Genomic DNA, 22,993 nt, shown 5'->3' on the forward strand with positions numbered 1-22,993 from the left:
TGGCGCTTTTTTTATGCCAGTTGATATAAAAATCAAAACCCAAAAATGAAAATAATCCGGTGCTTTTCAAGCTAAATCGACCCAATCAATCAGCAAAAAATTCGATGTGGGACTATAACCGATCAAAATATCAACAAAAAAAGAGAAAAAAACGCGCAAATTGAGGAATAAGTCTCATTAAATTAGTGCGCTTCAAGCAAAGATTTGATACAAATGTAGGTTTACATCGTTTCTCCCAATCTTAACGATAGAAAAATATTTGCGATTTTTTTTGTGAACAAATTGACAAGTTTCGCAATATGCTTTTCATTAAGAGATATATCGTTATTCATCTCCCAAGCGATCAAAAGGTGTTTTATGCCAGGTGAAGAGGTCAGTCAAGCCAAGCAACAGCTTAAATTAATTATCGAAGCGTACTTGGATGCAAGTGACGTCGATAATGTGCTTGCTGCTTGCGATTTTGCCGATCTAGCGCATTCAGGCATTACCCGTAAAAGCGGTGAGCCCTATATTGTGCACCCGATTGCCGTCAGTTGTATTTTGGCACATATGCGTCTCGATGCCGACACACTCATGGCCGCGTTGTTGCACGATGTGATTGAAGATACCGACTATACCAAAGAAGAAATTAGTGAACGCTTTGGAAAAGTAGTGGCAGATCTGGTCGATGGTGTGACCAAGCTGACTCATTCAAGCGATAAACAGTACAACAAGGCTGCATCGTTTCGAAAAATCTTGCAAGCCACCTTACAAGATCCACGCGTGATTATCATCAAGCTTGCCGATCGTTATCACAACATGACCACGCTTGATGCACTGCGTCCAGATAAACGTGCCCGTATTGCCCAAGAGACATTCGATATTTTTGTTCCCATGGCACGTATTGTGGGCATGAATGAAATGGCCGATAACCTTGAGCTGCTATGCTATCAAAATCTCGATTTAGATATGTATAACAATGTGCAAGAAGCATTGCTCGAAACCAAATCTAAACGATGTGAATATCAAAGCAACTGGGAACGACATTTAAGCGACTTATTAAACACCTACCAAATTCAAGGCCGAATTAAAAAGAAAAATAACAATATCGAATTACTGCGTCACTTTGTTAAAAATGAAATTAACCTTCACGAACTCACACACAGCCATGCCTTTGAAATTATCTTGCAAAGCATTGCAGACTGTGACCGTTTGGTCGAAGCACTAAAAGAAAACTTCCAGATTGTCGATTTTGAAGATCACATCCGACGCCCATTACCCGGCGGAAATCAGTCCCTGATGATGAAGTTAAAAGGTGAACAAACCACGCTTTCTCTGACCGTTCAGACTGAACTGATGCGTAAGGCAGCGCGCTTTGGCGTGGTACTTGGCGAGAATGCACCGCAAGCTTGCCGCTCGGCGATTCAAGCCTCCATGCAGAATCTTACGACCTTAATTGATGGTGAATGTGCCAAAACCACATTTAACGATCTGCTTGACTATCTGCATCAGGAAAAAATTTGGGTTTATACCCCGCACGGGCATTTGCACGAATTGCCGCAAGGTGCCACAGTGATTGATTTTGCATATTCGGCCAGTTTATTTCTTGGCAACCATGCAGTCGGAGCCAAAATTGACGGTGAAATTCGCCCGCTCTCGACCCCATTGGTGAGTGGACAGGTAATCGATATCATTACCGATGTACTAGCGACGCCGAATCCAGACTGGCTCAGCTTTATTAATACACAAAAGGCACGTCGTGCAATCCAAAATATGCTGCGCGATCAAGATTTCGATGAGCAACTCTTGGTGGGTCAACAAGCACTCAACCGTGCTCTCAAGCTGTTTAATCGCTCGATTCATGATTTGTCGGAAAAAGACTGGTTAAGTGTCTTGCAATGGCGCCATGTAGAAACCAAAGAAGCGCTTTTTGAACAGATTGCTGTGGGTGATCTATTGCCACAACTGGTGGCCAACCACTTATTTTCTCAAGATACGCCACAAAAAACCGATGAAGTGTCGGACCGATTGATTCAGGGAACAGAAGGCGTCGATGTCAAATATGCGCATTGCTGTAATCCGATTTTAGGCGATCCAATTCAGGGGCATTTGTCTCGTCGTGGCCTCATTGTGCATCGTGCGCGCTGTCGTAATTTGCTACATGAACAACATATGCACCCGGAAAATATTATGCCGCTGCAATGGACTTCAGACGATCTGGATGATGTCAGCTTTACCGCATATTTGTGCATTGATATGCCACTCGATGGCGAACAGATTTCAGAGCTGATTTATTTATGCCGTAAATCGCATACGGGCGTTGAAATGGTTCAGCCGCATGGCGATCATACCTATGCCAATATTGTGGTCAGTAACCGTAAAGTGGTGGCACAAATTATTCGCGATCTGCGCATGCTTTTTGGATTCCCACGCGTTTCTCGGTTATATCTTCCTTCTGCGGTAACCGAAGCAAATAAAATTAAAGCAAGTTAATCAATTATATCGATGATACTGTTGTCCTTTGGACTCATCGATTATGATGTTCTGTATTGAGAAGAGGAGTCATCGATGTCACGCCAAGTTATTCATACTGAAAATGCACCTGCCGCTATTGGAACATATTCACAAGCGATCCTGATTGACAACACCTTGTATTTATCAGGCCAAATCGGTTTAGATCCTTACAGTATGGAATTGGTTGAAGGCATTGAAGCTCAGATTCGCCGTGTGTTTGATAACTTAAAAGCCGTCTGTGAAGCTGCGGGTGGTTCATTAGCCGATATTGCCAAACTCAACATTTTCCTTACCGATCTCAGTCATTTTCAGCTGGTCAACCAGATTATGGGTGAATATTTTGCCCAGCCCTACCCGGCGCGTGCTGCTTTAGGTGTAGCGAGCTTACCTAAAGGTGCTTTGGTTGAGATGGATGGTATCGTTGTTATAAATCAATAAGTTATATTTCGTCATAAACACCACCTATAAGGTGGTGTTTTTTTATTCAAAAACTCAATGATAAAAACAGCAATCCCAAATGAATTTCATTGACAAACGATAAATATTATCAATAATACCTATTATCCCATTTAAGATTGTGAATCACTCCGATGTATGTATGTTTGTGTCGTGGTATTACAGATCAAGATATTAAAGATGCCGTTGCCAATGGTGCTGAAAGCTATCGCGAGATTCGCGAATTGCTCGATTTAGGTACGTGCTGTGGCCGCTGTGCGCCTGAAGCCAAAAGTATTATTAATGAAGAACTGGCTGAAATTGCCGCACGCATTTCTGTCGCTGCATAAACGATGCACTATGTGAGTGAGCACTTAATTTATTTTATAACTTTTAATTGATATTCAGTTTTCATACTCCTCCCCGCTCATCACAGTCAGCGGGTTTATTTTTTTAAAAAGCGCGATATTCGACTGTTTTTGATTGCGATTTTCATTTGCTGTTCAATAAACTACTCGCCAGCACCTAAAGAGTTGATTAAACTTTAAAGCATATTGCCTTAACTGTATAAGGCGCATCATTTGTTGTTGGAGTCATATCATGAAAGGCAATCGGGACGTTATTAATCAACTTAATCAAGTGCTGTATCATCACCTGACCGCAATCAACCAATATTTCTTACATTCACGTATGTTTAATGACTGGGGCATTGAAAAACTCGGCTCTGCCGAATACAAAGAATCGATCCGCCAAATGAAACACGCAGACAAAATAATTGAGCGTATTTTGTTTTTAGAAGGTCTGCCAAATTTACAGCATCTGGGTAAGCTTTATATTGGTCAGCATACCGAAGAAGTGCTGAACTGTGACGTGCGTAAAGTGAAAGAAAATATTGAGACGCTCAAAAAAGCAGTTGAAATTAGCGAAATCCAGCAGGATTATGTGTCGCGTGATTTAGTTCAAGAGATTTTAGAAAAAGAAGAAGAGTATTGGGATTGGACCACGACGCAACTGGATCTGATTGAAACTATCGGCATTGAAAATTATATTCAAAGTCAGGTTTAAATTGATTTAATTAAAGACTCCTAATTGGGGGTCTTTTCAATTATTACATTTTTTTATATGTGGTTGATATACGCGATTACTTATCACTTGATATGCTTGTACTATATTTTCTGCATCTTTTAAATTATCACTTTGAGTCGAGTAATATTTAGAAACATTAACAGCACTCGGATATCTATATGCTACTCTTCTAAAAAATTCTTTATCTTTGTTTTTTATTAGATAGCAGTAATCTAAATATTCTATATCTAATTTTTCTGAATAACCATCCAAAATAAATAGATTACTTTGAATAGGTTTGACACTACTTTTAAACAGGTATTGTAAACTATAACTTTCTTTTTTCTCGTCCAACTCAATTAATTGATAAGTGAATAAAGCAAATAACAACCAAGATAAAAAAACAATAACACATGAATACATTTTTTTTAAAACAAAAAAATCATCCGATTTCATCTTCAACAAAAAACCAGATATAATACCAATAGGAATTAAAAAATAAAAATAACTATAAGGATACTCTAATAAACAATGAAAGAAAAATACCAATATAATAATAAATAAATAAGTTTCATTTCTATTAAGATCTGATTTATAAATCTTTATAAGTAAGGATATAATAAAAAAAGATACTAAAGACCCAACTATCCAGCCATACCAAATTACAAAATCCAAAAAAATATTATGAGAATAAGTAAACCACTCACCTCTTGTTGAGGTATTTGAAATACTTTCTATTTGCGCCAACCCAACTTGTCCAGCACCATAACCTAGAAAAGGTTTATCAAAAGTTGCTAAAAATAATTGTGGCCAGATATCAAAGCGTGATGATGAAAGTTTCATCCTATCAAGGGTTGTATAACTATTTCCAATCGGATAAAAGTAATTAAAGAAAAATGGTATCAAAATTGTGCTCAACCAAAAAACCAAGTTTAAACAAAAAACACTTAATACATTTTTCTTATCTGGAAATTTAGTTATGAAAAAAGTACTTATTAAAATAACACTTAACCAAGCACTTCGCGATTGAGTTAAAACATTACAAAAAATTAGACTTATAATTATAGAGTAGAAAAATAATTTATTTATTTTATAATATTTTTTCAAATAAAATAATGAAAAAAATGCCATCAAAGTCAACGTTGACAGTTGATTTGGTTGACCCAAATTTGCTGTAGCGCGTCCATTGTACGATACACCAAATAGATATGGACTTTCAATTATTCTTATTTTTTGATTTAACCCAATAAGAAATGATATAAGAGCCGAAAAAATTAATAAAAATAAAATCCAATGTATTAAAATAATTTGATTATACTTTCTAGAGTTTAATCCAAATATTATACTTAAAAAAAATACAGATATATAAATTAAGTTAAAAAATAGATCTTGAAAACTAATGATTAATTTAAACAAATATTGAAGAAATAAAAATAAAAATAAAATAAATAAAAGCGGTGCTTTTTTTGGTAAAATAATTTCTTTCAAACTTAAAATTTGATTAGTTAATAAAATAAGAAAACCCAATACCACAACAATTTCTTTGAACAAACTGGAAGAAAAATATGAGGTATTGGGTAAAATAAAGGTCAAACAAAAGCACATTATGCCTATAAGTAAGACATAAAACTTTAATTTAAAAATTAAAAAACTTATCATATTGAAAGAAGAACTTCTAAAAGTTCTTCTTCAAATTAAATTATGTACCACGACATTCAGAAGGTACATATTTTTTATCAGAAGTTGTAGTACACTTCCATTGAACTGTACTACCGTCTGTCGATGTATATGTCGGCGTGAGTAACAATACTACATCTCTAGCGTTCGAATTCATAGTTACAGTAATAATCCCTTTGTCGCCGCACAATGCTGTTTTAACATTTGTTGTTGAAGCAGCAGAAGCGGAAATTTGATTAACTCCATTACAAGCCTGTGCAGCAGTTGCACTAGCGCTTGCTATATTACCATTTATGAGATTTTCAGAAACTGTAGATTTCATGGAAGCTGCCGTTGTAAGACCTTCAGAAACTCTTGCACGAACCGTATAATCTGTGTATGCAGGAATCGCAATCGCCGCCAAAATACCAATAATCGCAATAACGATCATCAATTCAATTAAGGTAAAACCTTTTTGTGCATTCATAAAACTTCTCCAATAGTATTGTTTTTTATATCGCGTGTATCGCTATGTAAGTGATTGCACAGAATATGCCAACTTATGCAGTTAATTTAATAATTATTAAAAACAAATACTTAATCATATTTTGAGAATATTTTTTTAATCTAAATCACATAAAATGTAAGAAACTGACAAATTTTGTCAGTCGAAGGGTGTAAAAATTGTCAGATTATTTAGTGTAAAAATAAACTTAGAGTATTAAGCTCGGCATAATTCAGTTTTCAGCTAAAAACTTTAATGTTTCAGACAAAAAAACGATAAAACATCATGTGATATATCCACTATCTGACTATTTAAACAAATTTTTTAGTTTTTCTTCAAACTTGTTCATTTGCTGATTTAAACAATACAATACCTAAAAGGATTAGGCTTTCTTTGAACACCTGACACACTTAATTGTTTCTTTTTTAAACAATCAAATTTAAAACCCGAGCTTTTATTTTTAAAAGTTATTTGTTAAACAATACTTTACAATAGCCAAAATTGGCACCTAGTATTTTGATCAAATTGGCCCTTGTACGAACGATCTCGAAAGCAGAAATTAATCTTGTAGGTGTGAAAAAAAACATCATGGAGTGATGCAAGTTTTTTAAAAAAGAACATATTTTTTATGCAATTAATTTTAATTTTTTATTGCCAAAACTGATTATTAGCGGCGTAAAGATGTGCCTAAAACGATTTTTTAAACAAAGGCATATCTACTCCTTCGATCAAGAATCATCAACTTTAACCATACGTTAAAACAATGACATTCAAATATCGTAGGACATGTAAGTGAGGGGAAAATGATGTCAAGCACCTTTGGTATAGCAGGGATTCAAATGCAGGTATCTGCATTTACCAGTAACGTCGAGCAAATGGGCAATTACATGCGTCATATTCGCATGCGTTTCCCATGGGTCAAAATGGTGCTTTTTTCAGAACTGGCGCCACTCGGTCCCAAGCATCACATGGCAGAAGTACTGCCAAGTCAAACCGAGGCACAATTGGCAGAACTGGCACGTGAAACAGGTTTATGGGTGATACCAGGCTCGCTGTTCGAACGCACTGAAGGGCCAGACGGCGAGATTGTCTACAACACTTTATCGGTGATTAATCCAGAAGGGCAAATTGTTGCTCGTTATCGCAAAATGTTTCCGTTTCGCCCGTATGAAAAAGATGTGGCAGGTGGTGATCAATTCTGCGTATTTGATGTACCCGATGTAGGCCGCTTTGGCGTCTCGATCTGTTATGACATGTGGTTCCCGGAAACTACACGAACGCTTGCTGCAATGGGTGCCGAAGTGATTTTACATCCGACCATGACCGACACGATTGATCGTGATGTGGAACTGGCGATTGCGCGGGCCTCTGCTGCTCAAAATCAGGTGTATTTCATCGACATCAATGGTGTGGGTGATGGCGGTAATGGCAGGTCGATTGTGGTCGATCCGTCAGGTTATGTTTTGCATCAATCGGAAGCAGGTGCAGAAATTATTCCGATTGAAATCGATTTAGAAAAAGTACGTCGTGAACGTCAACGCGGACTTCGTAGTCTGGGGCAGCCACTCAAAAGCTTTCGTGACCGCGATTGCCATTTTACTGTGTACCAAAAAGACAACACTGAATTTCCTTATCTGGATAGCTTAGGGCCTTTGGTCAAACCTGAAGACTAACTCACGCCTCGCCTAAGCTTTACAAGATAAAGAAAATTTCTATAAAAAAAGACATAGCTTATGAAAAATACATATTCATTAAGCCAGCACCGTAGCGTATGGGAGATACGCTCGGATAGCTGGATTAATTTAGTTGAAGATATTGGGTATCTAACGGATTTAGCAGTCGATCATGTGGAGCGTGCCAAGGCACTTACACGGGTCAAATTAACGCTCGATTTTCTGGTTCCCATTGAAAGTTACTGGGCCTTTCCAAGTAAACGCGTTTTTAATGAACTCTGCCAGAATATCGAGCGAGAAGAGTTTTCTACAGCACGCGTTTTAGCGCGTCGGATTCATCGTGCGCTCTCGGCCGGAAGCTATCGCCACGATCATACTGTTTTACAAAGCGAACGTGAATTGTCGTGTCAGATTGAAACCACAAGCGATCAGCAAGCACGGTTATCTCAGCCGTACTTTGAGGTTCTGATTGTCGATGAAATGAGTGCAGCAGAAGAAGATGCGTTACGACGCCGAGTCATTAGCAAGCGCAATGCCGATGATCCGTTTATTTTCGATATTGTGGTGGTTCCGAGTTTTGAAGACGCCCTCATTGCCACGCTCATCAATTTTAACTTACAGGCCGTCGTGATTCGTCATGGCTTTCCATATCGCTCGGTCAATCATCTCGATATTCTGGATCGTCTGATGATCGATCTGGATCGAGATATCGAAAGCTTGCCGGAAATCGAGCGTGGCACCTTGCTCGGTAGCCGGATTGCACAACTACGCCCAGAGCTGGATTTGTATCTGGTGAATGATGCGGGCGTCGAAAACATTGCCTCACAAGCTGGCGGCGAAGTATTCAAACGAATTTTTTTCGGTGAAGAAGATCATATCGAGCTTTATAATGCCATCATGAAAGGTGTGGGCGAGCGTTATCGCACGCCATTTTTTAATGCTTTACGTGATTATTCCAAACAACCTACCGGTATGTTTCACGCCTTGCCCCTAGCGCGCGGTAAAGCCATTTTAAACAGCCACTGGATTAGTGATCTGGCACAGTTTTATGGCATGAATTTATTTATGGCTGAAACCTCTGCAACCTCAGGCGGCCTCGATTCCTTACTTGAACCTATTGGCCCGCTTAAACATGCACAGGAATATGCAGCACGCGCTTTTGGTGCCAAACGGACCTTCTTTGCCACCAATGGCACCTCGACCTGCAATAAAATTGTGGTGCAATCACTGGTACGCGAAGGCGATATCGTACTGGTCGACCGTAACTGCCATAAATCACACCATTATGGCTTAGTGCTCACAGGCGCCAATGCGGCCTATCTGGACTCGTACCCGCTGAACGAATATTCCATGTATGGTGCGGTGCCGATTCGCCATATCAAGCAAATGTTGCTCGACTTTAAGCATGCAGGCAAACTCGATCAGGTCAAATTACTTTTACTGACCAACTGTACTTTCGATGGCGTGGTATACGATGTCGAACGTGTCATGATGGAATGCTTGGCCATAAAACCCGATCTCATTTTTTTATGGGATGAAGCATGGTTTGCATTTGCAAGTTGTCATCCGATTTATCGTCAGCGAACTGCCATGGCCAATGCTGCCAAACTGGCCGAGCGCTTTAAAAGCGACACGTATGCAGCACAGTATGAACAGTGGCAACAGACGATTGATTGGGATAACGATGAACAGTTACTCGACACCCGTCTGATGCCAGATCCTTCAAAGGCACGTGTCAGAGTTTATTCTACTCACTCGACCCATAAAACCCTTACCGCACTGCGTCAAGGCTCGATGATTCATATCTGGGATCAAGACTTTAAAGAAAAAAGTGAAGAGGCCTTTATCGAAGCCTACATGACCCATACATCTACATCGGCCAATTACCAAATTTTGGCATCGCTAGATGTCGGGCGTCGCCAAGTCGAAATGGAAGGTTATCAATTGGTGCAGCGTCAGTTAGAACTGGCCATGAGCTTGCGCGAGCAAGTGATGCATCACCCTTTGCTCAAGCGTCATTTTCACTTTTTACGAGTGGGCAATATTATTCCGGAGGCTTACCGCGAATCGGGCGTAAATAGTTATTTTGATGAAGGCAAAGGCTGGGCCAATCTGGAAAAAGCGTGGAGCATGGATGAGTTTGTCATGGACCCAACCCGCGCAACACTCATGATCGGCATGGTTGGTATGGACGGCGATACCTTTAAAAATACCGAACTAATGAACAAATACGGTATTCAAATCAATAAAACCTCCCGAAACACCGTACTGTTTATTATTAATATTGGTACAACGCGCTCCGCAATTGCATATTTGATTGAAGTACTGATCAAGATTGCCCGCGATGTCGATCGACGCGTAACAGATATGAGCTCGGCAGAGCGGCGTATTCATCAAAAGCGCGTGAACTCTCTCACGCAGGAACAGCCACCATTGCCTGACTTTTCGGCATTCCATGCTGCATTTCAGGGGCAGCGCCTTGATCCGGCTGTACAAACCCGAGATGGCAATATCCGTCAGGCCTTTTTCCTGTCGTATGAAGATACCAGCTGTGAATATATCGATATTGCAGATGCCGCAGCGGCGATTGCAGCCGGACGAGAACTGGTTTCAGCATTGTTTGTTATTCCGTATCCACCCGGATTCCCGATTTTGGTGCCAGGCCAAGTGATCAGCGCAGAAATTTTACAATTTATGGCTGCATTAGATGTCAAAGAAATTCATGGCTTCCGACCTGAGCTTGGTTTTCGAGTATTTACGCAAGACACGCTAAACCGGGTACAGCAAGCCAAAGAGACCTATGAGTCTTTGCAGCAATACCAACATATTCATCATTTACGCGCAGGCTAATTCCTGCGCACAGCACTCAAATACCGTACGGAACACAAAATATGAGTCTTCAGTCTCTGCCCTCTATTTATGCGTTCCTCAGAAAATACTGGCCAAGTAGTACGCCTCAGAAAACCGCTGAGCTTAAGGAAGTGAACATGAATTATAGTAATAAAGTGACGAGCATTTCTGATATGTTGCTGATGTTTCATCGTAACGAACGTCCGATTTACTTCATCAGCGCGACAAATTTTAACTTATTGGGCATCGATCGTTGGGTTAACCGCTTTCGCTATATCAATTACATCGACTGTTTTGATGGTCGTCATCCAAATGTTTTTGTTCCACCCGAATCTTTGCACGACGATTTTAATTCGATTGAAGACATCAATAATTATCTGCTGCAACATAAAGATGTGGTCGATCTGATTGAGCGGCGTAGTGGAAATCCGGTGGCCACCTTTTTGATGTTTGATGAAAAAACCGAGGAACTGGCCAAAGAAATTGGTCTGGACATCTGGTTCCCACCTGCGGCATTACGTCAGCGCTGCGACAATAAAATGGAAACTGTACGGATTGGCAATAAAGCCGGCGTATATTCGGTACCCAATGCACTGGCCAAAGTGAGCAGCTATGAGCATTTGTTGCAAATTGCCGACCGTCATGGTTTAGGCCATGATCTGGTAATTCAAACTGCATTTGGTGATTCGGGCCATACCACCTTTTTTATTGCCAGCGAAAATGATTTTAACAAACATAAAGATGAGATTATTCATGATCCTGAAGTCAAGATCATGAAACGCATCAACTGCCGCGGCGCAACGCTTGAAGCCTGTGCCACGCAATCTGGAACACTGGTGGGGCCATTACTGACCGAAGTGGTCGGTGCGCGTGAACTGACGCCTTATCAAGGCGGCTGGTGTGGCAATGAAATTTTTCCGGGCGCTTTTTCCGAGCGGGCAAGAATTAAGGCACGCGAAATGGCGGAGAAATTTGGTAATCAATTACTCAACGAAGGTTATCGTGGCTATTTCGATCTGGATTTTTTAATCGATATCGATACCGATGAAGTCTATTTGGGTGAGTTGAATCCTCGCATCTGTGGCGCCAGTCCGATGACCAATCATGCTGCTTTTGCCTATGCCGATGCGCCTTTATTCTTATTTCATTTACTAGAATTTTCAGGCGTACCTTTTGATCTCAATGTAAAAGAAATTAACGAGCGTTGGGCGCAGCCGCATTTTATCGATTCGTGGTCACAGGTGGTAATTAAATACACCGAAGATAAAGTCGATCAGGTTACCCATGCACCGCCAACCGGGATTTATCGTATGGCTGAAGATGGCAGCATCTCTTATCAGCGCTTCGATTATGCACGCCGCGCCATCGATACCGAACGTGAAGCCTTTTTCTTGAGAATCACAGGCCCTGGCGATTTTCGTTATGAAGGTGCCGACTTAGGTATTTTGATTACACGTGGCCGCTCTATGGATGATAACTTCCGTCTTAACATTCGCGCACGCGACTGGATTCGTGGAATCAAGAGTTATTATGCTGGTAAGCCGATTGCCACAACACATCACGATTTGGCCCCTGCACCGGGATCTTTCAAAATACTCTAAGGAAAACTTATGTCTGTCGAACTTCAGTTCCAAGCTATTTTAGAAGATACGCCCGATGAAAAATGGAAAGCGATCTTCCAGCAATTCTGGCCAGGGTATCGTGCATGGTTCTTGCGTAGTGGTGTTGCAGGACGTCCAACCTATCTGGAGTGTCGACAGGCATTACGCACCTACATGCCAGAGCTGATCCCAATTTGGGAAAAACTCATTGCACTGACTGGAGGCGGTGACGTAGAAGCACGCTTTTTATCACTCTGGTGTCCACCAGCGTACATCGCTGGGTGCTCTCAAGGCGTATGGTTCGATCCTCATGCCCAAGAAGAACCGATCCTGCTTCGTAATTATGATTTTGCACCTGTATTACTCGAAGGCAATCTGCTCAATACACGCTGGGTGAATCAACGCGTGATGGCCATGAGTGATTGCCTGTGGGGCGCACTCGATGGCGTAAATGAAGCAGGTGTTTCGGCTTCGCTTTCGTTTGGGGGGCGAACCATCACTGGCACAGGATTTGGTATTCCGCTGGTACTACGCTATGTACTGGAAATGGCGCAAAACACCGAAGAAGCCGTGGCTATTTTAAAGCGCGTGCCTGTGCACATGACCTATAACGTCACGCTACTCGATCGTAACGGAGACTGGCGCACCGTTTTTGTGAGTCCAGACCGGGAAACTGAAGTGGTTAAACGCCATGCGGTGACCAATTATCAGCATCAGATTGAATGGCCACAGCATGCCACTGCCACACTTTCTTACGAACGTCTGAACTTTTTAGAACAGGTCCTCACACACTCCACCCATTCGTCACAGGTGGTGCAAGGTTTGCTCACCAAACCGCTCTACCAAGATGCATGGCTTCGGGGCTACGGGACACTGTACACCGCGATTTATCGTCCGGTGTCCCAGCGTGTGGAATTGTATTGGCCACAACAGCTGTGGCCACAGTCATTTGAACAGTTTACCGAAGAGCAGCGCACCATTATTTTGGCGGCACAAGCCGATCCAATCTTGTATTCAGCGCCTTAAACTAACCCAGAATAATGGGCTCATTGCCCAGCTCATTCTGGTCTTGATCATCGTGCTGCATATAAAACTGATCCAGCACCTCACCAATCGCCAAAACCGCATCGACAACCGCAGCACGATAATCACCGTGCTTCAGTTGTTGCACCATAGTGCGACAAATGGCTTCCCACGCAAGCGTATGCGTTTCGGTACAAATTCCTCGATCTACCACCAGTTCGACCTGCTGTTCACATAAATTCAGATACAGCAAAATGCCACTATTATGGGCAGTATCCCAGACACCAAGTTCGGCAAAGAGTTGCTCGGCTCGGCGCCTTGGAGTTTGTTGATAGGCTTGCAAGCATGGGATATGACCTTCAATCACCACCTGTATTTCACCCACGTGGCCATGTTCGGCCTGTGTCACCGCCTGCGCAATTGCGGTCATGTCGGTTTTAGAAAAGTAACGCTTCGCCGCAGGCAAAAAGAAAAAATGTTTCAGCCAGCGTTTTAAACTGGGCTGATTTTGCGCCCTAATTTTAGGCTGGGTAATAATTTGTGTTGTATCGGTTGTTGTTACCATGATCCTGATGCTCCCCCACCACCAAAGCCGCCGCCACCGCCGCTATAGCCACCACCGCCACCAAAGCCGCCGCCACCGCCAAAACCGCCCCCACCACCGCGACCACCGCCCGATGCAAACAGCTGAAAAATTAATTGTGCCAAAGACGTGACCAGCAATAGAAAAATACCCAGACCTGCCAGTAAGCTGGTGATAATTCCCACACCACTAATGATACCGGCTGCAATCCCCGCAACGCCTGCTGTTGCCGCGCTGAGTCGATTCCCCACAATAAAGGATGCAAAAATCCCGACCACAATAATAATCATCGAATAAGTGAGCATCTGTGAACGGGCCTGTTGTTCATGAAGTGCCTGTTCTTGGCTCTCTTTTAACTCCTGTGCTGCCTGCTGCGCGACCTCGGGATCCATATTCAGAATTTTTTCAATTTCATTTAAACCTGCCTGTATCCCTTGCGCATACTGAGCTTGCTTAAAATACGGCGTGATTTGATTCCGTATGATCCGCCCCACCACAATATCCGGAAGAACCCCTTCTACACCGTAGCCAGTCAGAATCTGAATCCGACGGTCATTGACCGCAATGGTCATTAAAATACCGTTATCACGCTTGGCACTGCCCAATTGCCATTGTTGTGCCACACGCATGGCATAATCAAAAATATCCTCTTGGCCTGTAGTCGGCACAATCACCACCGCAATCTGGGCTTTTTTTGCTTCGTATAACTGACGGATTTGTTGCTCAATCTGCTGTCTTTGTGCCTCGGTCAGTAAATTGGCCTGATCGATCACGGGGGCATTTAAACTGGGTAATGATCGTATCGATTGCCCTTCGGCCAGATCATTGGCAATTTGGGGTTGCTGTGCAGCAGCCACACTCGATGAGGGTGCTTTCTGATTGCCTTGCTGCTGTTGAATGATCTGTTGTGCTGCTAGCAGTTCGGTATTGTCTTGGGTCTGGTCGCTACCTTGTGCGCTAAATGCGAGACTGCACCACATCAGCGTCAAACAGCCGAGTATAACTGCCCAAGATCCTTGATATAGGCGCCATCGTAATCTAGCCAGAGGGAGCGTCATGGCATTCTCCAGTTCAGGCAAAATTAATTAAATGAGACTGTTGGTGCTTTCTCTGCGCCTGCTTCTGCACTAAAGTTTTGTTTGGTATGCATCCCAATCACTTTGGCTGTCATGGCCTGCGGGAACTGTCGAACATAGGTGTTGTAATCCTGTACCGTACTGATATAACGATTACGTGCCACCGCAATACGGTTTTCTGTACCTTCGAGTTGAACCTGTAAATCGCGGAACTGCTCATTGGCTTTTAAATCGGGATAGTTTTCAGAGACAGCAATCAAACGAGACAATGCGCCAGTCAGCTGACTTTGTGCCTGCTGATACTTTTCAAAAAGCTGCGGGTCTTCAAGGACGGCTTTATCAACTTTCAAGCCAGCCACGTTTGAACGCGCCTGCGTGACGTCGGTCAGCACCTGCTGTTCGTGTTTGGCATAGCCTTTCACCACATTTACCAGATTCGGAACCAGATCGGCACGGCGCTGATACTGGTTTTGTACCTCAGACCATGCTGCCGTCACCGATTCATCTTTGGCCTGCAAGGTGTTGTAGCCACAGCCCGAAAAGATAAGCGTACTGGCCAATACACTGGAAAGTGCTAATTTTTTAAATAAATTCATGTTAATCACCTCATTATTTTTAAAATTTGTGTTTTAAAGGCATTGTAACGAGGATTTTAGCGCTGTTTTGTTTATTTTCTTTATCATAAAAAAACGGGCCAGACGCCCGCTTTTTGGTTGATTCAGGTTCAGCTGTAACGAAGCTGGGCAGAAGCCTCCTGAAATGCCGGCATATCATAATCTGCCGCCATTTTTTCTTTCCAGTATGCAATCAGTTCGCTGTAATCGTGATCGGCAGGGTGAAAATCTGGTTTGTAATAGGCCAGATATTCTGGCAATAATTGCACAAACATTTTGGCCACCAAATAAACCCCGAAAAGATTAGCGCCCACTTTAGGTAAGCTTTTACGTCGATCCTGCATGAACAGTTTGCTGGCCGAGTAAAAGGTAAGGCTGGCAAAGCCTGTGGTGACACTTCGCATTATCAGAGTGCGCAGCTTATGATCGCCATAAATCTCTTGGTACACATCGAAGGCCACAGCACGATGTTCGATTTCTTCAATCGCATGCCATACCCAGAGCTTCATGGCATCTTCATCTAATGTACTGAGTACCTCAGGATGCCTTAAAATATAGCCTCCCAACAAAGCAGTAAAATGCTCAAATGCACAGGTAATGGCAAGCTGCACTTTCGGATGCAAATTACGTACATGACGATCTTTTCGCATAAGCCATGCTTGAAAGCGATCCAGATTATAATCGTCTTTGCGCCATGCATCATTAAACTCAGTATGCGCCTTGGAATGCATCGCCTCTTGACCAATAAAAGCTGCAATTTGAGCCTGAAGCTGTGGATCTGCAATTCGATCACGCACGTTACGCACGCTATGCACAAAAAACTGCTCTCCTACTGGAAAGGTCGATGAAAGTGCAGTGAGCAAATGCGACATGACAGGTGAATTGGCAAAGTAATGCCGCTTGATTTTTTCAGGATAGAATTGTAAGCGCCGCACGGTAATGCCCAACGCTTTAGGACGCTGCTGATATGCTTTCGATGCCTGCTGAATCACTGTTGCCATAGCCGAATCCTGCTGTTTTTTTCGAGTATGGCGAGTGAATCGATAAAACCCTATGGCAAAACTGCTTGTACAATTGACCGAACTGCTCAACCCGATTAATGCACAAAAATAACAAAAGCCTGCATCCGTGCAGGCTTTTGGAAATGGGTCTTTGGATGTTTTAACGTTACACGTCGAGGTAATCCAAAATACCTTCTGCTGCCTGACGACCTTCCCAGATTGCAGTCACAACCAAGTCAGAGCCACGCACCATATCGCCACCCGCAAAGATTTTCGGGTTAGATGTCTGGAATTTATATTGTTGCTGTTCAGCAGCAAGTACGCGACCCGAGCCATCCAAACCAATATTGGCAGGTGCAAACCAGTCTGCCGGACTTGGACGGAAACCAAATGCCAGTAATACAGCATCTGCTGCTAGAACCTCTTCAGAACCCGGAATCGGTTCTGGGCTACGACGGCCACGACTGTCTGGCGCACCCAACTGTGTGGTCACCACTTTGACGCCAGTCACTTGACCATTTTCGCCCACAATTTCGATTGGCTGACGGTTAAACAAGAAATTAACGCCTTCTTCGCGCGCATTTTTTACTTCACGACGTGAACCCGGCATGTTGGCTTCATCACGACGATATGCACAGGTGACCTGCTCCGCACCCTGACGGATCGAAGTACGGTTACAGTCCATTGCCGTATCGCCACCACCCAGCACGATCACTTTCTTGCCTTCAACACTGATATATTCGCTTGGGTTTTGCTCCCAGCCTTGCGTACGGTTGACGTTGGCAATCAGGAAATCCAGTGCATCATACACACCCTCAAGCTCTTCGCCCGGGAAACCACCCTTCATGTAGGTGTAGGTGCCCATTCCCATAAATACTGCATCGTAATCTTGCAATAACTGGTCGATGGTGATGTCCGTTCCGATTTCAATATTTAAACGGAATTCAACGCCCATGCCCGTGAAGATTTCACGGCGACGCTTCATCACGTCTTTTTCCATTTTAAACTCAGGAATACCGAAAGTCAGCAAACCACCAATTTCAGGGCGCTTATCGAAGACCACCGGTTTTACACCATTACGCACCAGAATATCTGCACAGCCAAGTCCTGCCGGGCCTGCGCCAATAATGGCCACTTTTTTGTCGGTCCATTTCACTGACGACATATCTGGACGCCAGCCCAGTGCAAAGGCTGTATCGTTGATATATTTTTCTGCATTACCAATTGTTACCGCACCAAAACCGTCATTGAGGGTACATGCACCTTCACACAAACGGTCTTGTGGGCACACACGACCACACACTTCCGGTAAGGTATTGGTTTGATGGCACAATTCTGCCGCCTGAAAAATACGGCCTTCTGCAATCAGTTTTAACCAGTTTGGAATATAGTTATGTACCGGACATTTCCATTCACAGTACGGGTTACCACAGCCCAAACAACGATGGGTCTGATTGGCAGCTACCTCAGCCGTGAACGGTTTATAAATTTCCACAAACTCAGATTTGCGGACATCAATATCTTTTTTCTCTGGATCTTGGCGTGCTACATCCAGAAACTGAAAGTCATTATTTAGGCGCTCTGCCATGTCTTGCTCCGTGGGTCAGTGTGGAAAACTCGAAAGTTATCCACACTTGCCTGTCAAAATATGAGTAGTGGAATTATTGAGGATCGGCTTTGGTTGCTTTCAACAGCGTCAGTAAGTTAGCAGCTTTTGGCTTGACTAACCAGAACTTGCGACTGTAGAAATCAAACTCGTTGCGGATCTTATACGCCCATGCACTGCCTGTTTCTTTGATGTGTTCATCCAGAATACGCAGTAAATTTTCTTGATGATCTTCCATCGATTCAGTTGAAATACGAGTTAAATCAATCAACTCATGGTTGTAGTAATCGACGAAGTTATTTTCAAGATCCAGAACGTATGCAAAACCACCGGTCATACCGGCACCGAAGTTATGCCCCACTTTACCCAATACAGTCACGATACCGCCGGTCATATATTCACAGCAGTGATCGCCCGCACCTTCAATAACAGCAAATGCACCAGAGTTACGTACTGCAAAACGCTCACCCGCAGTTCCGGCAGCAAATAACTTACCGCCAGTCGCACCGTACAAACAGGTGTTTCCAATGATGGCAGTATTTTGAGTCTGGAACGGCGAACCTTTTGGTGGGAAGATCGAAATACGACCACCTGCCATTCCTTTCCCTACGTAATCGTTGGCATCACCTTCAAGCTTAATGTGCAAACCACCGGCATTCCATACTCCCAGAGACTGACCTGCTGTACCGTTAAGGTTAAGTACGACAGGATGCGCCTCCATATCGAGGTTGCCATAACGGCGTGCAATTTCGCCCGATAAACGTGCGCCAATTGAACGGTCACAGTTACCAATCTCGAAATTGAACTCGCCGCCAGTACCTGCTTCAATTGCAGGGAGCATTGCACTCACCATTTTTTCAGCAAGAATGCCTTTGTCGAACGGCTGGTTGCCCTGAACTTGACAATATTGTGCCTTGCCTTCAGCCGATGGATGCGACTGGATTAAAGGCGTTAAGTCTAAATGGGCATGCTTGTCGGTTTCACCCGGCAAGATTTCGAGTAAGTCGACACGGCCAATCAAATCTTTAAGCGATGCGACACCTAGTGCAGCCAACCACTCACGTGTTTCTTCCGCAATAAAGTGGAAGAAATTGATCAGCATTTCTGGCTCACCAATATAATGCTCTTTACGCAAGTGATCTTGCTGAGTTGCTACACCGGTTGCACAGTTGTTAAGGTGGCAAATACGTAGGTATTTACAACCTAATGCAATCATTGGAGTCGAGCCAAAACCGAAACTTTCCGCACCCAAAATCGCGGCTTTAATTACGTCTAAACCGGTTTTGAGGCCACCATCTGTCTGTACGCGTACTTTGCCACGCAGGTCATTCACACGAAGTGCCTGATGCGCTTCAGACAAACCCAATTCCCAAGGCGAACCAGCATGGTGGATCGAAGATAATGGAGATGCAGCAGTACCGCCGTCATAGCCTGAAATAGTAATGAAGTCGGCATAGGCTTTTGCTACACCCGCCGCAATTGTTCCTACACCCGGCTCAGACACCAGTTTGACCGATACCATTGCCTGCGGGTTGACTTGTTTCAAGTCAAAAATCAACTGCGACAAATCTTCAATCGAGTAAATGTCGTGATGTGGAGGAGGTGAAATCAAGGTTACACCCGGCACCGCATAACGCAAACGCGCGATCAAGCTGTTGACTTTACCGCCCGGTAACTGCCCGCCTTCACCTGGTTTTGCACCTTGTGCCACTTTAATCTGCAACACTTCTGCAGAAGTAAGGTAAGCCGGTGTCACACCAAAACGGCCCGATGCGATCTGCTTGATTTTCGAGTTACGAATGGTACCGTAACGTGCTGGATCTTCACCGCCCTCACCCGAGTTTGAGCGTCCACCCATGGTGTTCATGGCAATCGCAATGGCTTCATGCGCTTCTGGCGACAAGGCACCAATCGACATCCCTGCTGAGTCAAAGCGCGGTAAGATTTGCTCAACCGGCTCCACCTGTTCAAGCGCAATTGAATTGCTGATTTTAAGCTTGAACAAGTCACGAATAGTTGCTACCGGACGGTTGTTGACCAGTTCGGCGTATTCTTTAAAGTCTTGGTAATTGCCAGAACGCACAGCTCTGTGTAATGCATTGATGACGTCTGGGTTAAAGGCGTGATATTCCTTGCCAAATACAAACTTGAGCATACCGCCTTGGTCAATCGGCTGACGATTTTTCCATGCAGTTGCGGCCAGTTTTTTCTGGTCATTTTCAAGATCGGCAAAAGTTGCGCCTTCGATACGGCTTGGTACACCAATAAAGCAGGTATTGACGACTTCCTTCGATAGTCCCACCGCTTCGAATAACTGACCGCCACGGTATGATGCAACGGTTGAAATCCCCATTTTTGAAAGGACTTTCAACAGGCCTTTTTCGATACCTTTACGGAAATTGGCCTGAGCGTGTACCGGATCGCCGAGGAGTTCACCCTTGGCCACCAAGTCATTGATCACGTCATAAGCTAGGTATGGATAAATCGCAGTCGCACCAAAGCCCAAGATCACCGCAAACTGATGCGGGTCACGCGCCACACCGGTTTCAACAATAATGTTGGCATCGGTACGTAAGCCGGTATTGATCAAATAGTGATGGATGGCGCCAGTGGCCAATACTGCATTGGCTGGCAGGTAACCTTCGCGGATTTTCTTATCCGAAATCACCAGCAAGGTTTTACCATCGCGAATCGCCTGTGCAGATGCCTCGCAAATACGCTGAATCGCCGCCTGTAAGCCTTCTTCTTCTGGATAGTTCAGATCGATATCGGCAATTTCGTAGCCTTTACGTCCGAGGGTACGAATCTGATGCATTTTGGAGTTTGACAATACCGGACTTGAAATAATCAAGCGATCGGCATGCTCTGGCCCTTGCTCAAATACGTTTTGCTCGCGCCCCATACAGGTTTCAAGCGACATCACAATCGATTCACGTAATGGATCGATTGGCGGGTTGGTGACTTGTGCAAACTGCTGACGGAAGTAATCCGATACAGGACGCACCTGACGAGACAATACCGCCATTGGCGTGTCATCACCCATTGAACCAACCGCTTCTTGACCACTTTCAGCAATAGGACGTAACAACTGATCACGTTCTTCAAAAGTGACCAAGAACATTTTTTGTGCAGCTTTCAGGTTGTCGCCTGCCAAGCCTTTATCAATTAAATGCTCTTCAAGCTCTGGGCTACCTTGTAGACGCAGCGAGTTTTCACGTAACCACTGACGGTACGGGCGCATACGTTTAAGATGGTTGCTGACATCTTGTGTATCCAGCACTTTACCTGTAAAGGTATCGACCACCAGAATCTGACCCGGACCGACACGGCCTTTCGAAATTACATCTTCTGGTTGATAATCCCATACCCCAATTTCAGAGGCCAAAGTGATGTAATCATTTTTGGTAATCACCCAACGCGCTGGACGCAAACCATTACGATCTAGCATACAAATGGCATGACGGCCATCTTGAATCACAAGACCCGCAGGGCCATCCCATGCTTCCATGTGCTTTGAGTTAAACTCATAAAATGCACGTAAATCTGCATCTAGGGTTTCAACGTTTTGCCATGCAGGCGGCACCAGCATGCGCAAGGCACGGAATAGATCCATTCCCCCGCCGATCAGAATCTCAAGCATGTTGTCGAGACTAGATGAGTCTGATCCGGTACGGTTAACAATCGGTGTGAGCTTGGTCAAACCAGGAAGGAGTGGATTTTCAAATTTTGGTGTACGTGCCATCGCCCAGTTACGGTTGGCAGTAATCGTGTTGATTTCACCATTGTGAGCAAGATAACGGAACGGCTGTGCCAACGGCCAACGCGGTAAGGTGTTGGTCGAGAAGCGCTGATGGAACACCACAATATGCGATGCAAGACGCTCATCTGCTAAATCGGTATAAAAGTCCGCAATCGCTGCTGGCATCATGAGGCCTTTATAGCTAATTACGGTCGAGCATAACGTGGTCACGTAAAACAACGGATCGTTACTGAGTTGCTGCTCTGCACGACGGCGCGCTAAAAACAGCTTACGGTTGAATTCAACCTCAGTCACGCCCATTGGACAGTTCACAAATACTTGTTCGAAGCCCGGCAACGATTGCAAAGCAATTTCGCCTAACGCATCGTTATTGGTTGGAACAACGCGCCACCCGATGACACGCAGGCCATCCGCTTCAATTTCTTTGGTTAAAATCGTTTTTGCATGTTGCGCCAAGGCAGGATCAATATTTAAAAACACCGTACCGACTGCAAAAATTTCGCTGAGTGTAATGTCACTGAGCTTTTTTGCTTCTTCACGGAAAAATTGCTTTGGCATAGCCAATAGTAGACCGCATCCGTCCCCGGTTTTACCATCTGCGGCAATACCACCACGGTGCGTCATGCAACTTAAACTGTGAATTGCGGTTTGTACAAGATGGTGGCTAGAATCCCCTTTCATATGGGCAATCAGACCAAAACCACAGTTATCTTTAAACTCATCCGGTTGGTATAAACCTTGAGCGGGAGCTACAGTGTGAGGCGATGGCAAATGCATAGCGTACCCTTCTTCAACATGGCTCTTTCGAGCGTATAACGATCAATTATTTCTTCGCGACGTTGTCTCATTACTCACGTAAAGCTAAATGTTCCACAACCCATTTTTGCGTTACTTCCTGAATATACGCTTTTTTAGCTCTATATGGCAGCAACTTCATGACAAAAACGTGTTGAGTTATTTCGCACTTTTTTAAAGCAGGCGAAACGACGATTTCGCATGCTAATTGAATTTTATGACGGCTTAGCGCCAAAATAGGACAAATTGATCAATTA

At 43.7% G+C, this 22,993-nt stretch carries 16 protein-coding genes; 8 read left to right on the plus strand and 8 right to left on the minus strand.

All coding sequences use genetic code 11. The features are described 5' to 3' along the window. The first annotated feature begins 357 nt into the window (after nucleotides 1-357). From L2096_RS03215 to bfr, 4 genes are all read left to right on the plus strand, one after another. Nucleotides 358-2,472: a RelA/SpoT family protein gene (locus tag L2096_RS03215; RefSeq protein WP_004934280.1), complete on the plus strand. Its 2,115-nt coding sequence runs from the start codon at nucleotides 358-360 to the stop codon at nucleotides 2,470-2,472. A gap of 75 nt (nucleotides 2,473-2,547) precedes the next feature. Further along, nucleotides 2,548-2,931: a deaminase RidA gene (ridA, locus tag L2096_RS03220; RefSeq protein ID WP_004934278.1), complete on the plus strand. Its 384-nt coding sequence runs from the start codon at nucleotides 2,548-2,550 to the stop codon at nucleotides 2,929-2,931. A gap of 152 nt (nucleotides 2,932-3,083) precedes the next feature. Continuing rightward, entirely contained in the window at nucleotides 3,084-3,278 is a 195-nt protein-coding gene (locus L2096_RS03225) for a bacterioferritin-associated ferredoxin (protein ID WP_004934275.1), read from the plus strand. A gap of 250 nt (nucleotides 3,279-3,528) precedes the next feature. Continuing rightward, nucleotides 3,529-3,993 carry a heteropolymeric bacterioferritin subunit Bfr gene (gene bfr, locus L2096_RS03230; RefSeq protein ID WP_004934272.1) on the plus strand — a complete coding sequence of 155 codons (465 nt, stop codon included), beginning with the start codon at nucleotides 3,529-3,531 and terminating at the stop codon, nucleotides 3,991-3,993. Nucleotides 3,994-4,029: 36 nt separating this feature from the next. On the opposite strand, the gene L2096_RS03235 is transcribed toward bfr, so the two are convergent. Both L2096_RS03235 and L2096_RS03240 read right to left on the minus strand, forming a co-directional pair. Then, nucleotides 4,030-5,586 carry a PglL family O-oligosaccharyltransferase gene (locus L2096_RS03235; RefSeq protein ID WP_250364854.1) on the minus strand — a complete coding sequence of 519 codons (1,557 nt, stop codon included), beginning with the start codon at nucleotides 5,584-5,586 and terminating at the stop codon, nucleotides 4,030-4,032. A 106-nt stretch (nucleotides 5,587-5,692) separates the two neighbouring features. Beyond that, entirely contained in the window at nucleotides 5,693-6,136 is a 444-nt protein-coding gene (locus L2096_RS03240; protein WP_250364855.1) for a pilin, read from the minus strand. 821 nt (nucleotides 6,137-6,957) lie between these two features. Here L2096_RS03240 and L2096_RS03245 point away from each other — a divergent pair. From L2096_RS03245 to L2096_RS03260, 4 genes are read left to right on the plus strand one after another with little or no spacing between them, the layout of a single operon-like run. Further along, complete coding sequence (locus tag L2096_RS03245) at nucleotides 6,958-7,827, plus strand: carbon-nitrogen hydrolase family protein (RefSeq protein WP_250364856.1); 870 nt, start codon at nucleotides 6,958-6,960, stop codon at nucleotides 7,825-7,827. Nucleotides 7,828-7,887: 60 nt separating this feature from the next. Continuing rightward, nucleotides 7,888-10,677, plus strand: a complete 2,790-nt coding sequence (locus tag L2096_RS03250; protein WP_250364857.1) for an aminotransferase class I/II-fold pyridoxal phosphate-dependent enzyme — start codon at nucleotides 7,888-7,890, stop codon at nucleotides 10,675-10,677. 41 nt (nucleotides 10,678-10,718) lie between these two features. After that, on the plus strand, nucleotides 10,719-12,278 hold the full coding sequence (locus tag L2096_RS03255; RefSeq protein ID WP_250364858.1) for a biotin carboxylase: 1,560 nt from the start codon (nucleotides 10,719-10,721) through the stop codon (nucleotides 12,276-12,278). Nucleotides 12,279-12,287: 9 nt separating this feature from the next. Beyond that, complete coding sequence (locus L2096_RS03260) at nucleotides 12,288-13,304, plus strand: C45 family autoproteolytic acyltransferase/hydrolase (protein WP_104123916.1); 1,017 nt, start codon at nucleotides 12,288-12,290, stop codon at nucleotides 13,302-13,304. 1 nt (nucleotide 13,305) lies between these two features. Here the strand turns inward: L2096_RS03260 and L2096_RS03265 are convergent, their stop codons facing one another. The 6 genes from L2096_RS03265 to gltB form a co-directional block, all read right to left on the minus strand. Beyond that, nucleotides 13,306-13,866: a TPM domain-containing protein gene (locus L2096_RS03265; protein WP_004934250.1), complete on the minus strand. Its 561-nt coding sequence runs from the start codon at nucleotides 13,864-13,866 to the stop codon at nucleotides 13,306-13,308. Further along, nucleotides 13,860-14,942, minus strand: a complete 1,083-nt coding sequence (locus L2096_RS03270; protein WP_048764503.1) for a TPM domain-containing protein — start codon at nucleotides 14,940-14,942, stop codon at nucleotides 13,860-13,862. Before L2096_RS03270 ends, L2096_RS03265 begins: the two co-directional genes overlap by 7 nt. Nucleotides 14,943-14,965: 23 nt before the next feature. After that, nucleotides 14,966-15,556, minus strand: coding sequence for a LemA family protein (locus tag L2096_RS03275; protein ID WP_025094669.1), 591 nt, complete (start codon nucleotides 15,554-15,556; stop codon nucleotides 14,966-14,968). A 128-nt stretch (nucleotides 15,557-15,684) separates the two neighbouring features. Continuing rightward, entirely contained in the window at nucleotides 15,685-16,575 is an 891-nt protein-coding gene (locus L2096_RS03280; protein WP_250364859.1) for a metal-dependent hydrolase, read from the minus strand. A 166-nt stretch (nucleotides 16,576-16,741) separates the two neighbouring features. After that, the gene (locus L2096_RS03285) at nucleotides 16,742-18,163 is read right to left on the minus strand and encodes a glutamate synthase small subunit GltD family protein (protein WP_208476758.1); all 1,422 of its coding nucleotides are present in this window, start codon (nucleotides 18,161-18,163) and stop codon (nucleotides 16,742-16,744) included. Between the two features lie 73 nt (nucleotides 18,164-18,236). Continuing rightward, nucleotides 18,237-22,718 carry a glutamate synthase large subunit gene (gltB, locus tag L2096_RS03290; RefSeq protein WP_004944986.1) on the minus strand — a complete coding sequence of 1,494 codons (4,482 nt, stop codon included), beginning with the start codon at nucleotides 22,716-22,718 and terminating at the stop codon, nucleotides 18,237-18,239. Nucleotides 22,719-22,993 lie beyond the last annotated feature (275 nt).

It is taken from the genome of Acinetobacter sp. ACZLY 512 (genome assembly GCF_023614015.1).
Lineage (GTDB): Bacteria > Pseudomonadota > Gammaproteobacteria > Pseudomonadales > Moraxellaceae > Acinetobacter > Acinetobacter soli.